Source organism: Bradyrhizobium sp. th-b2, from assembly GCF_000426785.1.
Classification (GTDB): Bacteria; Pseudomonadota; Alphaproteobacteria; order Rhizobiales; family Xanthobacteraceae; genus Bradyrhizobium; species Bradyrhizobium septentrionale.
Window position 1 is genome coordinate 54952 of sequence record NZ_AUGA01000046.1, and the last position, 13532, is coordinate 68483.

Sequence of the window (13532 nt, forward strand, 5' to 3'; positions counted from 1 at the left end):
AGCCGAGCCGCTGGATTACGCAAAATACCTGTCCAACACGCCCCGATATATCCGCGTCAGCTTCTCCAGATCGGCCACCGGCGTGCGCTCGTCGATCTGGTGCATGGTCTGGCCGACCAGGCCGAATTCGATCACCGGGCAATAGCTGGAGATGAAGCGTGCGTCCGAGGTCCCGCCCGAGGTCGAGAGCTCCGGCTTGCGGCCGGTGATCTCCTCGATCGCAGCGACGGCGAGGTCGGTGAACGGCCCCGGCTTGGTGACGAACACGTTCGAGTTCGACGGCATCCAGTCGATGTGGGCGCGGATGCGGTTGCCGCAGGCTGTCGCCAGCCGCTCATCGACCAGCTGCCGCAGGCTCTCCTGGGTGTGGTTGTCGTTGAAGCGGATGTTGAATTTCGCTCGTGCCTGGCCGGGGATCACATTGCCGGCGGTGTTGCCGACATCGACCGTGGTGAATTCGAGATTGCTCGCCTGGAATTGCGCGCTGCCGTGATCGAGCGGCTCGTCGCTCAGCGCCACGATCAGCCGCGAGATGTCAGGCACCGGATTCGAGGCGCGGTGCGGATAGGCGACGTGGCCCTGCACGCCATCGACCACCAGCGTGCCGGACTGTGAGCCGCGCCGGCCGATCTTGATCATGTCGCCGAGCACCTCGACATTGGAGGGCTCGCCGAGCACGCAATGATCGAATTTCTCGCCGCGCTCGGCGCACCATTTCAACAGCTTGACGGTGCCGTTGATCGAGACGTCTTCCTCGTCGCCGGTGATCAGGAAGGAGATCGAGCCGTTGCCGTCTTCTTGTGGCTTGCCGCCATGGTCCTGCAGATATTGCAGCACCGCGGCGACGCTGCAGGCGATGCCGCCCTTCATGTCGACGGCGCCGCGGCCGTAGAGAAAGCCGTCCTTCACCTCGCCGGAGAATGCGCCGATCGTCCACGCTGATTCATCGCCGGGCGGCACCACGTCGGTGTGGCCGGCGAAGGTGATGTGCGGCGCGGAGCTGCCGATGCGGGCGTAGAGATTGTCGACATCGGCGGTGCCGGGCTCGGAGAACGTCACGCGATGGACGTCGAAGCCTGCCGCCTTCAGCAGGCTTTCGAGAACGCCGAGCGCGCCGGCGTCGGCCGGGGTGACGGAGGGGCAGCGAACCAGATCGCGGGTGATCGAGACGGCATCATTCATGCGCCTCGCTTAACACGTCACACCGCGGGTGGACCAGCTTTGTGAGGCACGATATCGAGTTCGCTCTGCTGATCCCAGCCCCGCCCGGAGCGCGACCCACTGCCGCTGTCGCCTCCTCGCCTCTCATGGGCTTTTCCCAGCGGATTGGGACCGTATCGATTTGGGTATGACGTGCCCCGCAGGAAGGCGAGCTCGATGAAGCCCCAGATATAGAGCACAAAGACAATCGTGCCCGCGGCCATGACCCAATAGGATTCATCGGGAAGCCGGTCCGAGAATTGGCTCATGAGACCGGGGATCGCGAAGAACGGGACCATCCACCAGCCGCTCTTGTCGCGGTCGTGCAGGCGCTTGATCGAGACCGCGATATAGACCCAGACGAACAGCGCCGTGCCGCTGGCCTTGACCAGCAATGCCGGCAGTCCGGCAGAGGTCAGCGACTTGTAGCTGTCCGGGTCGAACGCCCGGAAGATGTCGTCGACATTGAAGCCAAACCCATCCTTGCCGCCAAGGCCAGCCGAGACCACCAGCAGGGCGAGGAACATCATCCAGCAGACGATGATCAGGCCGCCGAGCCAGAATTTGGCCCGGTTGACGCGGCCCTTGAAGCCGAACAGGTAATTGGCCCAGTCCATGAAAAAAACTCCGGGCGGCAGCAATTTTCGCGGCCCGGAGTTTTGTCGACGTCGGATGGAAATTGGTTCGATCAGTCCCGCAGCAGCTCGTTGATGCTGGTCTTGGCGCGGGTGCGCTCGTCGACGCGCTTGACGATCACGGCGCAGGCGACCGCCGGGCCGGGCTGGCCGTTCTTCAGCGGCTTGGCCGGCATGGTGCCGGGCACCACGACGGCATATTCCGGGACCTCGCCGACGAAGATCTCGCCGGTCTCGCGGTCGACGATCTTGGTGGAGGCGCCCAGGAACACGCCCATTGCGAGCACCGCGCCCTTGCGCACGATCACGCCCTCGGCGACCTCGCTGCGCGCGCCGATGAAGCAGTCGTCCTCGACGATCACGGGTTCGGCCTGCAGCGGCTCGAGCACGCCGCCGATGCCGACGCCGCCGGAGATGTGCACGCGCTTGCCGATCTGGGCGCAGGAGCCGACCGTCGACCAGGTGTCGATCATGGTGGCTTCATCGACATAGGCGCCGAGATTGACGAAGGAGGGCATCAGCACGACGTTGCGGGCGATGAAGGCCGAGCGGCGCACGATCGCGCCCGGCACGGCGCGGAAGCCGGCGTCGCGGAAACGGTTCTCGCCCCAGCCCTCGAACTTCATCGGCACCTTGTCCCACGACGAGGCGTTGCCCGGGCTGCCGGGAATGGCGGTCATGTCGTTGAGGCGGAACGAGAGCAGCACCGCCTTCTTCAGCCACTGATTGACCTTCCACTTGCCGCTGGCCTCGCGCTCGGCGACGCGGGTCTCGCCCTTGTCGAGCAGTTCCAGCGCGTGATCGACGGCCTCGCGGACCTCGCCCTTGGTCGAGGTCGAAATGCCTTCGCGGGCGTCGAACGCGGCGTTGACGGTGGTTTCGAGGGCGGCCAGCGACATCGGGACAATCCTTGGGCGTATCGGGGATTATGACGGGAATTTTGCAGCGCTTTTTCGGAATTTGGCGCCCTGGAGTCAAGGCAAACTCAACGTCGTCCCGGCGAGGCCGGGACCCATTACCACGAATGCCAGCGGTGCAGCACGATGGGGCCACAGCGCGGAGCCATACAGAGACTGATGGTTATGGGTCCCGGCCTTCGCCGGGACGACTTGGGGAGAGATCAGGGCTTTCCGTTCAGCCGCTGCAAGAACCCGGTCAAATCATCCGTGACATGGTCGACATGCGCGGCGTCGCGGCCTTCCAGCTCCCAGGTCTCGCGCACCACCTCCTGGCTGCCGTCGGGCACCACCAGCACGGTGGTCATGCCGAGCTCATGCGGCACCACCAGATTGCGCGCGAGGTCCTCGAACATCGTAGCTTTTGCCGGATCGACGTCGTGCAGCCTGAGGAACTTCTGATAGGTCTGCGGCGCCGGTTTCGGCTCGAGATCGGCCGCGATGATGTCGAACACACCGTCGAAATGGTTGGTGATGCCGAGTCGGTCCAGCACCGCATCGACATGGTCGACCGAGCCGTTGGTCAGGATCAGCTTGCGCCCGGGCAGTTTGGCGATCGCAGCCCCCATCGGCGGATTGGGCTGCAGCGGGGAATGATCGATCTTGTGCACATAGGCGAGGTAGTCGTCGGCCTGCACGCCATGCTCGGTCATCATGCCGCGCATCGTGGTGCCGTAGCGCAGGTAATAGTCCTTCTGAATCCGCCGCGCTTCCTCGGGCGTCACCTTCAGCCAGTTGCTGACGAACTCGCCGATCCGCGCATCGACCTGCTGCCACAGATTGACGTGATGCGGGTACAGCGTGTTGTCGAGGTCGAACACCCAGGTCTCGACATGGCCGAAGCTGCGGGGAGTTTTCATGGCGCTCTCAATCCGTTGTCCCGTGCATCACGGCATCGCAAAGCGCAGCGTCTTGCCGCCGCTGGTCATGTCGACGGTGGTGAAGCCGAGCGCGGCGAGGCCGCGGGTGGTGCAGTCGCCCTGCTCGTTGATCTCGAATTTGCTCTCGCGCGTGCAGAGCTGGACCGCGCCGCCCCAGTTCAGCGGCTTGTCCTTGATGCGGATGGCGCGGTTGTCGCTGTCGACGGCCTCGGCGAACGAATAGATCTGCTTCGGCATGCCCGTGACGTCGGGATGCAGGCACTTGCCTGGGTCGATCCGATACCAGCCGCGGCTGGTCACCACCTTGCCGTCATCGGTCGCAACTGCGGCCATCACCTTGTACTGCGTGTCGTTGCACCAGGTCAGGCCCGACGCCGACGGCTTCTGCACGGCATCAATCATGGTGGCGAAGAAATTCGGCGACTGCACGATGTCGCTGGCGAGCCCGCGACTCCTGAGGAACGCCGACAGCGCGCTCTGGGTCTTCGGCCCGTCGACGCCGTCGATCGGCGCCGCGTCGTAACCTGCGATCACGAGCAGGCGCTGGATGCCGGCGAGCCGCGCCTGCTCGTCGTCATATTCGCTGTCCTCGGCGAGATAGGCGACGAGATTGCCGTCATCGGTCTGCGTCGGCGTGATCTGGGTGAATTGCGCCGGCGTCTGGCCGGAGCGGCATTGGCGCGCGGCGGCAATCACGAAATTGTCCTGTGCGACGCAGAGCGTGTCGGTGCCGTTCTGCGGGATCGGCGAGGCGCCGTAGACGCCGAGCGCGCGTGCATTGAGCAGCACGCGGTCGGCGGTCAGCGTGCCCTGCACCACCACCCGGCAGGTCGCGGGATCGATGCGGAACCAGCCGCGTGTCGCCGTCGCGGCCTTGTCGTCGATGCCGATCGCGGCTTCGATCACATAGCTCATGCGGTTGCAGAGCTTGAGGTCGGCATGCGCCGGCGCCGCCGAGAACAGGATTGATACCAGCGCGGCCGGCAGCGACATCGCGAGCCGCATCGCCGGCGACCGGCGAGGCATCTTCGCCGTGAGTCCCGCGATGACGGCCTTCATTCGCGCTGCCGCGTCTGCCATTACTTATGGATCAGCGTGCCGGTGCCCTGGTTGGTGAAGAGCTCGAGCAGCACCGCGTGCTGCGTCTTGCCGTCGATGATCACGACGCCCTGCACGCCCTGTTCGAGCGCATAGATGCAGGTCTCGACCTTCGGGATCATGCCGCCGGAGATCGTGCCGTCGGCGATCAGCTTGCGGGCTTCCTTGATCGAGAGGTCCGGAATCAGCTTCTTGGACTTGTCGAGCACGCCGGGCACGTCGGTCAGCAACAGCAGGCGCTTGGCCTTCAGCGCGCCCGCGATCGCGCCGGCAAAGGTGTCGGCGTTGATGTTCAGCGTCTGGCCGTCCTGCGAGGTCGCCAGCGGCGCCAGCACCGGGATCAGCTCATAGCCGATCAGCTGATTGAGCAGCGTGAGGTCGACCTTTTCGGGGTCACCGACGAAGCCGAGGTCGACGGCCTTCTCGATGTTGGAATCCGGATCGACCATGGTGCGCGTCGTCTTCGACGCCTTCACCATGTTGCCGTCCTTGCCGGAGAGGCCCACGGCCTTGCCGCCGGCCTCGTTGATGTAGCCGACGATCTGCTTGTTGACCGAGCCCGCCAGCACCATCTCGACGATCTCGATGGTCGCGGCGTCGGTGATGCGCAGGCCGGCGGCGAATTCCGACTGAATGCCGAGGCGCTTCAGCATGGTCGCGATCTGCGGCCCGCCGCCATGCACGACCACCGGATTGATCGCGGTCTGCTCCAGCAGCACGATGTCGCGCGCGAACGCCTTGGCGGTGTCCTCGGCGCCCATGGCATGGCCGCCATATTTGATGACGATGGTTTCCTCGTCATATTCCTGCATGTGCGGCAGCGCCTCGGACAGGATGCGGGCCTGATCGAGCGGGCTGATGTGCTGGTCGGTCATGGGACTGGTCTCGTCGTCAGCGGAGGGGCGCGCAGGGTTCTATCTGATTGGCGGGCGGGGCGCAAAGCGGGATGATGATGCGTAGCCCGGTTGAAGCGAAGCGAAATCCGGGAATCGTGCCGTGGGTGCGGCCCCGGATTTCGCTTGCGCTCCATCCGGGCTACAGGTCAGCGCCTCGGCCACATCGCTGCGACCGCCAGCACCAGCCAGCTCAGGATCAGCAGCGTTCCGCCTGTCGGGGCGGCCATCGGAAACAATCCATGGCCGGCATATTGGCGCAGCACGAGGTCGCCGGCGAACAATGACGCCGCGATGACGAAACCGGCCGCTGCCGTAATTCCGAGCGTGGCATGGATGACCGCGCGGTCCGCAACGGCAATGGTCGCGATGGCTGCGGGTGCATGGAACAGCAGCATCGAGGACGCCGCCGCCAGCCGCGTGGCGGCATCAGGCAAATGGGCTGCGCCCGCCGCCACCATCACGCCGCAGGCGCCCATGACGGCGGCAACGCAGATCAGAAGGCGGGATAGGCCGTTCATCGGCGCCGTTCCTCGATCAGGCGCACCATCGCGGCGCGTAACTCCGGCATGCCGTCGCCGGTCCGCGACGAGGTCACCAGCAGTTCGGGGAACGCGGCGGGATGCTTTGCCAGCGTCGCTGACGTGTCGGCGATTACGGTCTTCAGTTCGCCTGCCTTGACCTGGTCGGCCTTGGTCAGCACGACCTGATAGCTGACCGCGGACTTATCCAGCGTCTTCAGCACGTCGAGATCGACGTCCTTGATGCCGTGGCGCGCGTCGATCAGCACATAGACCCGCGCCAGCGTCGCGCGCCCAAGCAGGAACTTGTGAATCAGCGCCGTCCATGACGCCACCTTGGTCTTCGGCGCCGAGGCGTAGCCGTAACCGGGCATGTCGACGAGACGAAAGTCCGCGTTTTCCGGGCCCTCGAAGAAGATCAGTTCCTGGGTGCGGCCCGGCGTGTGCGAGGTGCGAGCTAGCGCATTGCGGCCGGTCAGCGCGTTGATCAGGCTCGATTTGCCGACATTGGAGCGGCCGGCAAAGGCGACCTCGAGGCCGGCCATCGGCGGCAGCGTCTCGATCGAGGGCGAGGCCCAGATGAAACGCCAGTCGCCGGCGAACAGCTTTCGTCCCTGCTCGATCAGCTCCGCATCGGGTTCGGTGCTCATGCGAAGGATCCCATCTCGTGGTGGCCAGGCAAAGGCCCAAGGCGTGTCTTTGGCGTAAGACGACCCGGCCATCCAGGTCAACGTCCTGCCGCCCTCCAATACGTCGATGCCCGGCACGAGGCCGGGCATGACGCGGTGATCAAGCGCTGTTGCTGGAAGCTACGTCGCTTTCTTGGTCTCAGTCGTCACGCTTTTTTTTTGAAACGTGGATTTGAGATTGTCGAACAACTCCACTTTCACGCCGTTCTTGCGCATGATGAAGCTTTGCTGCAGCACCGACAGCAGGTTGTTCCAGGCCCAGTAGATCACGAGACCCGCCGGGAAGCCCGCCAGCATGAAGGTGAAGATCAGCGGCATCCAGTCGAAGATCATTTTCTGGGTCGGATCCGGCGGCGCCGGGTTGAGCTTCATCTGGACCCACATCGTGATGCCCATGATGATCGGCCAGATGCCCATCACCAGATAGGCTCCGATATGCGGTCCGAGCAGCGCGATCGGATCGAACGGAATCAGCCCGAACAGCGTGAACAGGTTGGTCGGATCGGGCGCCGAGAGGTCCTTGATCCAGCCGAAGAACGGCGCGTGCCGCATTTCGATGGTGATGAACAGCACCTTGTAGAGCGAGAAGAACACCGGGATCTGGACAACGACGGGAAGACAGCCGGCGATCGGATTGATCTTCTCCTTCTTGTAGATCTCCATCATTTCCTGCTGCTGCTTCACGCGGTCGTCAGGATAGCGCTCCTTCAGCGCGGCCAGCTGCGGCTGCACCGACTTCATCTTCGCCATCGAGGCGTAGGACTTGTTGGCGAGCGGGAAGAACAGCAGCTTCACGATCACGGTCACCAGCAGGATCGCGATGCCGAAATTGCCGACCAGGCGATAGAACCAGTCGAGCGCCAGGAACATCGGCTTGGTGATGAAGTAGAAGTGGCCCCAGTCGATCAGCAGATCGAAATGGTTGAGGCCGAGCTGCTTGTTGTAGCCGCCGAAGCCGACCAGCGGGAAGTTGAGGCCGACGACAGCGGCCTCCTTCGCGCCGGCGAACAGCCGCCCACTGGCGACGGCGGTGCCGCCTATCGGGATGGTCTGCCCGCCGAGCATGTAGTCGGCCTGGTAGCGCTTGTCGCCGGTGGTGAACCTTGCGGTTTCGAGCGTTGCGTCGGTGTCGGGCAGCAGCGCCGTGGCCCAGTATTTGTCGGTGATGCCGAGCCAGCCGTTGGTGACCTTCGAGAACACGACGCCGCGCGAGTTTCCGCCGGTCGAGGTCTTGCTCTCGTCGAGATTCTTGTAGGTGTATTCCTGCAGACCGTGTTCGCCGAGATAGCCGATCGGGCCTTCGTGCAGGATCGCGTAGCCCGAGACCGGCGGCTTGCCGCCGCGCGAGATCAGCCCGAACGGATACAGCGTCACCGGGGCGCTGCCGAGATTGTTGACCTCGTCCTTGATGGTGAAGAGGTAGCGCTCGTCGATCGCGATGGTACGGCGGAAGATCAGCCCCTGGCCGTTATCGTATTTCAGCGTCACCGGGCTCGTCGGCGACAGGTTGTTCGAGCCTTCCTGCTGCCAGACGGTTTCGCCGTTCGGGGTCTTCACCGACGAGCCGTTGGCGGTCAGCCACAGGAACTCGGCGTAATAAGGCTCGGCCGTGCCCGACGGCGACAGCAGCACGACAGCCGGCGATTTGGGGTCGACCGTCTCGCGGAACTGGACCAGCGCCAGGTCGTCGATCCGGGCGCCCTTCAACGCGATGCTGCCGGTGACGCGCGGCGTGTCGATCTTGATGCGCGGGCCGGAAGCGAGCACCGTCTCGCGGCTCGCCACCGGGGCGTCGGCCGCAGGCGCGCCCGGCGCCGGCGACGCAGAAGTCCCCGGAGCGGCGCCAGGAGTGGCGCCCGGAGTCGCCGGCTGCGCCGCTGGCTTCTGCACCTCGGCCTGCCGCTGGACCTCGCGCTGCTTCTCCATCTGCGGCACATTGTAGAAATATTGCCAGGCGATCAGGACGAAGCCGGACAGAATGACGGCAAGGATCGTGTTGCGGTTGTCGGACATCTCTTATGGTCTCGTCATTCCGTTCGGATTGGGCGCGCTTGTGTTGCCCGCCTTTGGCGCAGGCCGGTCGAGGCGGCGCAGCGCCGACCGCAGGTCGTCAAGCATGGTCGCAAAGTCGCGGGTCAGCGCGTCACGACGGCCGACTAGCACATAATCATGGTGCGGCCGCATGTATATGGCATCGACCCGTCTAATCACTTCGCGAAGCCGGCGGCGGATGCGGTTGCGCTCGGTCGCGGTGCCATTCTTCTTGGTGACGGTATAGCCGACGCGGATCGGGCCCTGATCGTCGCGGCGGCGGCCCTGCAGCACAAAAGCTGCGGTATTCGCCCGCGCGCCATTGGCAACGGCGAGGAAATCCGCCCGCTGCCTCAGCCGATCCATAATGGGTATCTCCGGAGTGGAGACGTCCGGGCTCAGGCGCTCAGGCGCTTGCGGCCACGCGCGCGGCGCGCAGCGAGGACCTTGCGGCCGCCAGCCGTGGCGAGACGGGCGCGGAAGCCGTGACGGCGCTTGCGCACCAGTTTGCTGGGTTGATAAGTCCGCTTCACGGGTAATTCTCCGCTGACCGGGCAATTTGCCGTTGTATTGAGATGAAGTCCGGTGATGCTGGCGGGCTCAAACGCGCCGTTTACGGCCCCGAACGAGCCGCCCCCGGGTCAAGAACCGGGCCATCGCGGACAGTTGGCGCGGCTTATAAGGGAGCGTCTTGTTTTCGTCAATGTCACAGGGCGTCGCAAACGGGCTTCTTCGAAACGTCGCAATTCGGGCGAATATATCTGTTTTCGCGGGGTTTTTGACGGTGAGGGACGCCTTCGGGCGCTCTAGAGCGTTTTCGAGCGAAGTGGGCACCGGTTCGCGTGAAGAAAACGCGTCAAAACAAGAAGCTAGAGCTTCGGTTCTGATTCAATCAGAACCGAAAATGCTCTAGGAACCGCCGACATTAGCGATCCGTAATTTGACCGGCTTGGGGGCCGGGCGGCATCTTCCGACCCCTAAGCCAAGCAAGGCCTTATCTTGTGGCTCTAACTGACGATCAGGCGCCCGCGCAGAAGCAGCGGCCCAAGCCGTCCCTTCGGCTCGGGCTGTCGGGCAAGCTGTTGCTGCTGACGATCCCCCTGGTGATGATCGCCGGGCTCCTGATCTACGTGCCGGCCATCGCCAACTTCCGGATGAACCGGCTCAATGACCGCCTGGCCGCCGCCAATACCGCGGCGCTGGTGCTCGACGCCGCCCCCTCCGGCCTGGTGCCGGATTCGCTGGCGCGGCAGATCCTGACCAGCATCGGTGCCCGCGCCGTCGCCATCAAGCTCGGGCAGCAGCGCCGCCTGCTTGCCAGCGCCGATTTGCCGGCCGCGATCGACCATGACGTCGACATGCGGACCATGACGGTGTGGTCGGCGATCGTCGATGCCTTCGAGATCATGCTGGAACACGGTGACCAGACCATCCGCGTGGTCGGCGCCGCGCCGGGCCAGGCGCAGTTCATCGAGGTGGTGATCGACGAGAAGCCGCTGCGGCAGGCGATGTACCGCTTCTCGCGCAACGTGCTGGTCGTTGCCCTCCTGATTGCCGGCCTCACCGCCGGCCTGGTCTATCTGGCGCTGCATTATCTGTTCGTCCGCCCGATGCGGCGGCTGACCGCGAGCCTGATCGGCTTCCACGAGAATCCGGAAAGTTCGGCGCGAATCATCGTGCCAAGCCAGCGCGGCGACGAGATCGGCGTTGCGGAGCGTGAGCTGTCGGACATGCAGCGCGACCTCGTCTCGATGCTGCATCAGAAGAGCCGGCTCGCCGCGCTCGGGCTCGCCGTCTCCAAGATCAATCACGATCTGCGCAACCTCTTGGCGTCGTCACAGCTGCTGTCGGACCAGCTTGCCAGCGTGCCCGACCCGCGGGTGCAGCGCTTTGCGCCAAAATTGTTGCGCTCGCTCGAGCGCGCCATCGCGTTCTGCCAGTCGACCTTGTCCTATGGCCGTGCGCAGGAGGCGGCGCCCGATCGCCGCGTCATCATGGTCGAACCGGCGGTCGCCGAGGTGCGCGAGTCGGCCGGGCTTGCGACCGATGTCTCGATCACCTGGATCAGCGCGATCGAACGCGGGCTCACCATCGACGCCGATCCGGACCAGCTGTTCCGCGTGCTGCTCAATCTGGTGCGCAACGCGACGCAGGCGCTGGAAAGTCGCACCGCCAGCGACGGCGGCGCCCAGCAGATCCGCATCACCGGCCGCCGCGAGGGGACGGTTGCGATCATCGAGGTCTCCGACACCGGCCCCGGCGTGCCCACCAAGGCGCGCGAGCACCTGTTCGAGGCGTTCCAGACCTCCGGCCGCCCCGGCGGCAGCGGGCTTGGCCTCGCGATTGCCGCCGAGCTGATCCGCGCCCATGGCGGCCATATCCATCTGGTCGAAGGCACCATCGGCGCCACCTTCCGGATCTCGATCCCGGATCGTCCGGTGGAACTGCTCTCGGTCCGCAGCGAGCGGGCACGGGCGTAAACGGCGTCCCGGTATTCCGGAGGCGCGGCCAAAACCGCGCCGAAATTGGCGTTTCCAGACCTTGCCAACCGGACCGGGAGCCTGTAGCTAGAGCGCTCTTTCGCGACGTTCCGGGCCTCCCGGAACCGTGCGGGCCCAAGCCCTACCGCGAAAATGCGCCCGTAGCTCAGCTGGATAGAGCATCAGACTACGAATCTGAGGGTCGGACGTTCGAATCGTTCCGGGCGCGCCACTCACGCAAGCTCCCATTGAAAATCAAGAACTAACGCAGATACAAGCGTTTAGCTGCCGCGTGGTGGTCACAAGCGGTAGTGCTAAATCGTGCGCGTGTTGATGGGCGTTATCAAGGATAGGCACGGAACGTACTGTGCCACGGTGCCAGAGAAGCCCAAGGGACTGCAGGCTGCGGTTGCGCGCGAGCTGAACAACGGCAAGGCCGCGCAGAAACACCTGAAGCGTTCGCTGGGCACCAAGGACCTCCGAGAGGCCAACATACGCGCCAAGCCCGTGTTGGCAGAATTTGACCGCATCATCGCCAAGGCAAAGGCGCGCCTCGCAGCCGCCATCATGCCGACGATCAAGCGCACCAGCCTGAATGACACCGAGATCAAGCGCATGGCCGAGTACGTGTACGCCAAGGCGCTGGCTTGGGACGAGCGTGTTCGCTTTGGCGGTCGAGATGAGATGGAGCGTCTTGAGGCTGAACACCTGCGTCTCGAAGGTACGCCTTTGGGTCCTTGGGCGGTCCCGTACGAGCAGTGGCCGCAGCGTGGCGTGCCTCGGTCAGTGTTCGAAGATATCATCGCTGGCTGATCTATCGATGCCGCGTCGCTCTCGACGGCGTCGGCCGACGCCAAAAGTCGCCCGGCTGACGACGTCTGCCGGCACTCGTTTCGTCCGCGTTCTTAGCGAGAAGCGGCTTCCCCCAGTTATGTGCCTTGATCGCAATTACAACGAAACGATCGACGTAATTCGCGACCTTCAACTCCGTGCTTCTCAACGGGCCGCTGGCCGCTTGCTTCGGCCCACGGGTAGAAGAAACGGAAGGATCGGTTGGGTCAAAACGCCACGGACTTCAGCACTATCAACTCCATATCAGCCGGGGCGGCCCTCATGCTCGCCGCCGGCTATGATCGATTGAGCCGGGTCAGTCGCCTACGCACCTCGTCCAATTGTCGCCATGCTACCTTATTTTTTTCGCCATACTCCCTCACTAGCCAAGCTAGTCTGGCAGTGGGGGGCGTACCTTCAAATCTCCACTGCGTTGAAATCCGCCCGCATCACCCGCTGCGGGCACGGGGTCCGTCGCGCAATTCGCGACGCTGGAATGGTCGCGCAATTCGCGGCAGTGGAATGGTCGCGCGGTTCGCGGCAGTGGAATGGTCGCGCGGTTCGCGACGGTGGAATTCTCGGTTCAATCCTCGGAAGGAACATGGAATGGCCCTTGCCGCGCCAGCAGGCTTTACGTCGAGCAATCTCGTCTATCAGGATAGCTTTTCCAGTTCGCTAGACAGCGACTGGCACACCTACATCACGAGCCGCGCCGCCAACGGTTGGGCGTGGAATAGCTATGGATCGGGTGGAAGCGGGCCGGGCGGCCCGTACGATGCCGACTACGACATGCCGAGCCAGGTGACCGTGACCAACGGTCTGCTGAACCTCACAGCGGCCAAGCAGACCGTCACCGGCATGAATCAGGGCTCGGTGCAGTCGTTTCCGATTACGTCGGGCGCCGTCAGCAGCTACGGCAACTTCGAGTTTAACGGCGGTTACCTTCAGATCAGCATGAAGGCGCCGAGCGGCAATGGAGCGTGGCCAGGGCTTTGGCTGATGCCCGGCGCGGGCTCGAGCAGCGGCGACAATTTCGAGATCGATATCCAGGAGGGGGGATATACCGGCTCGGGACCGGCAAACCAGGCCTTCTCCTGGCATCTTCACTCGCCGTCAGGGACGGTCGGCGGTGTTGTCGACACCGGCGTCGATCTCACGGCCGGCTTCCATACCTACGGCATCAATTGGGTGCCCGGCCAATCGATCACCTGGTACCTCGACGGAAGACAGATCGCGACGGTGACCAGCGCGCAGGTGCAGATTCCGAACCAGCCGATGCAGCTGATCATGAGCAATCAGGTCGCGAATTCAAACGCG

14 protein-coding genes and 1 tRNA gene are annotated in these 13532 nt (G+C 64.2%); 4 read left to right on the forward strand and 11 right to left on the reverse strand.

The features are described from left to right. Nucleotides 1–15: 15 nt before the first annotated feature. The 11 genes from dapE to rpmH form a co-directional block, all read right to left on the reverse strand. Nucleotides 16–1182 carry a succinyl-diaminopimelate desuccinylase gene (gene dapE / locus K359_RS0136115; RefSeq protein WP_029083627.1) on the reverse strand — a complete coding sequence of 389 codons (1167 nt, stop codon included), beginning with the start codon at nucleotides 1180–1182 and terminating at the stop codon, nucleotides 16–18. A 17-nt stretch (nucleotides 1183–1199) separates the two neighbouring features. Further along, nucleotides 1200–1817, reverse strand: coding sequence for a DUF805 domain-containing protein (locus tag K359_RS0136120; RefSeq protein WP_029083628.1), 618 nt, complete (start codon nucleotides 1815–1817; stop codon nucleotides 1200–1202). A gap of 71 nt (nucleotides 1818–1888) precedes the next feature. Beyond that, nucleotides 1889–2734: a 2,3,4,5-tetrahydropyridine-2,6-dicarboxylate N-succinyltransferase gene (gene dapD / locus K359_RS0136125; protein WP_029083629.1), complete on the reverse strand. Its 846-nt coding sequence runs from the start codon at nucleotides 2732–2734 to the stop codon at nucleotides 1889–1891. Between the two features lie 221 nt (nucleotides 2735–2955). Continuing rightward, nucleotides 2956–3651: a pyrimidine 5'-nucleotidase gene (locus K359_RS0136130; RefSeq protein ID WP_029083630.1), complete on the reverse strand. Its 696-nt coding sequence runs from the start codon at nucleotides 3649–3651 to the stop codon at nucleotides 2956–2958. Nucleotides 3652–3678: 27 nt separating this feature from the next. Beyond that, nucleotides 3679–4665, reverse strand: a complete 987-nt coding sequence (locus K359_RS0136135) for a DUF1036 domain-containing protein (RefSeq protein ID WP_029083631.1) — start codon at nucleotides 4663–4665, stop codon at nucleotides 3679–3681. An 86-nt stretch (nucleotides 4666–4751) separates the two neighbouring features. Continuing rightward, nucleotides 4752–5645, reverse strand: coding sequence for an acetylglutamate kinase (gene argB / locus K359_RS0136140; protein WP_029083632.1), 894 nt, complete (start codon nucleotides 5643–5645; stop codon nucleotides 4752–4754). Between the two features lie 167 nt (nucleotides 5646–5812). Further along, nucleotides 5813–6184, reverse strand: coding sequence for a DUF423 domain-containing protein (locus K359_RS0136145; protein ID WP_029083633.1), 372 nt, complete (start codon nucleotides 6182–6184; stop codon nucleotides 5813–5815). Next, nucleotides 6181–6834 (reverse strand): ribosome biogenesis GTP-binding protein YihA/YsxC, encoded by a 654-nt coding sequence (gene yihA / locus K359_RS0136150; RefSeq protein ID WP_029083634.1) that lies wholly within the window; start codon nucleotides 6832–6834, stop codon nucleotides 6181–6183. Before yihA ends, K359_RS0136145 begins: the two co-directional genes overlap by 4 nt. 159 nt (nucleotides 6835–6993) lie before the next feature. Next, complete coding sequence (gene yidC, locus K359_RS0136155) at nucleotides 6994–8886, reverse strand: membrane protein insertase YidC (protein WP_029083635.1); 1893 nt, start codon at nucleotides 8884–8886, stop codon at nucleotides 6994–6996. 3 nt (nucleotides 8887–8889) lie between these two features. After that, nucleotides 8890–9270, reverse strand: coding sequence for a ribonuclease P protein component (gene rnpA / locus K359_RS54035; protein ID WP_051346598.1), 381 nt, complete (start codon nucleotides 9268–9270; stop codon nucleotides 8890–8892). Between the two features lie 32 nt (nucleotides 9271–9302). Further along, complete coding sequence (gene rpmH / locus K359_RS0136165; protein ID WP_008542748.1) at nucleotides 9303–9437, reverse strand: 50S ribosomal protein L34; 135 nt, start codon at nucleotides 9435–9437, stop codon at nucleotides 9303–9305. Nucleotides 9438–9905: 468 nt separating this feature from the next. Between rpmH and K359_RS0136170 the strand changes: the two genes are divergently transcribed. The 4 genes from K359_RS0136170 to K359_RS0136185 all read left to right on the forward strand — a co-directional run. Further along, on the forward strand, nucleotides 9906–11384 hold the full coding sequence (locus tag K359_RS0136170) for an ATP-binding protein (protein ID WP_029083636.1): 1479 nt from the start codon (nucleotides 9906–9908) through the stop codon (nucleotides 11382–11384). Nucleotides 11385–11539: 155 nt separating this feature from the next. Next, a tRNA-Arg gene (locus K359_RS0136175) sits at nucleotides 11540–11616 on the forward strand. 101 nt (nucleotides 11617–11717) lie between these two features. Further along, the gene (locus tag K359_RS0136180; RefSeq protein WP_029083637.1) at nucleotides 11718–12197 is read left to right on the forward strand and encodes a DUF6538 domain-containing protein; all 480 of its coding nucleotides are present in this window, start codon (nucleotides 11718–11720) and stop codon (nucleotides 12195–12197) included. Nucleotides 12198–12821: 624 nt separating this feature from the next. After that, nucleotides 12822–13532: family 16 glycosylhydrolase (locus tag K359_RS0136185; protein WP_029083638.1), on the forward strand; the 711-nt coding region annotated here is incomplete at its 3' end.

What these genes read in the sequence shown, in the direction of transcription:
- yidC (WP_029083635.1), bottom strand. Translation starts at nt 8,886, where the DNA reads ATGTCCGACAACCGCAACACGATCCTTGCCGTCATTCTGTCCGGCTTC.
- K359_RS0136120 (WP_029083628.1), bottom strand. Translation starts at nt 1,817, where the DNA reads ATGGACTGGGCCAATTACCTGTTCGGCTTCAAGGGCCGCGTCAACCGG.
- K359_RS0136135 (WP_029083631.1), bottom strand. Translation starts at nt 4,665, where the DNA reads ATGTCGCTGCCGGCCGCGCTGGTATCAATCCTGTTCTCGGCGGCGCCG.
- rnpA (WP_051346598.1), bottom strand. Translation starts at nt 9,270, where the DNA reads ATGGATCGGCTGAGGCAGCGGGCGGATTTCCTCGCCGTTGCCAATGGC.
- yihA (WP_029083634.1), bottom strand. Translation starts at nt 6,834, where the DNA reads ATGAGCACCGAACCCGATGCGGAGCTGATCGAGCAGGGACGAAAGCTG.
- K359_RS0136130 (WP_029083630.1), bottom strand. Translation starts at nt 3,651, where the DNA reads ATGAAAACTCCCCGCAGCTTCGGCCATGTCGAGACCTGGGTGTTCGAC.
- dapE (WP_029083627.1), bottom strand. Translation starts at nt 1,182, where the DNA reads ATGAATGATGCCGTCTCGATCACCCGCGATCTGGTTCGCTGCCCCTCC.
- dapD (WP_029083629.1), bottom strand. Translation starts at nt 2,734, where the DNA reads ATGTCGCTGGCCGCCCTCGAAACCACCGTCAACGCCGCGTTCGACGCC.
- K359_RS0136180 (WP_029083637.1), top strand. Translation starts at nt 11,718, where the DNA reads ATGGGCGTTATCAAGGATAGGCACGGAACGTACTGTGCCACGGTGCCA.
- K359_RS0136145 (WP_029083633.1), bottom strand. Translation starts at nt 6,184, where the DNA reads ATGAACGGCCTATCCCGCCTTCTGATCTGCGTTGCCGCCGTCATGGGC.
- argB (WP_029083632.1), bottom strand. Translation starts at nt 5,645, where the DNA reads ATGACCGACCAGCACATCAGCCCGCTCGATCAGGCCCGCATCCTGTCC.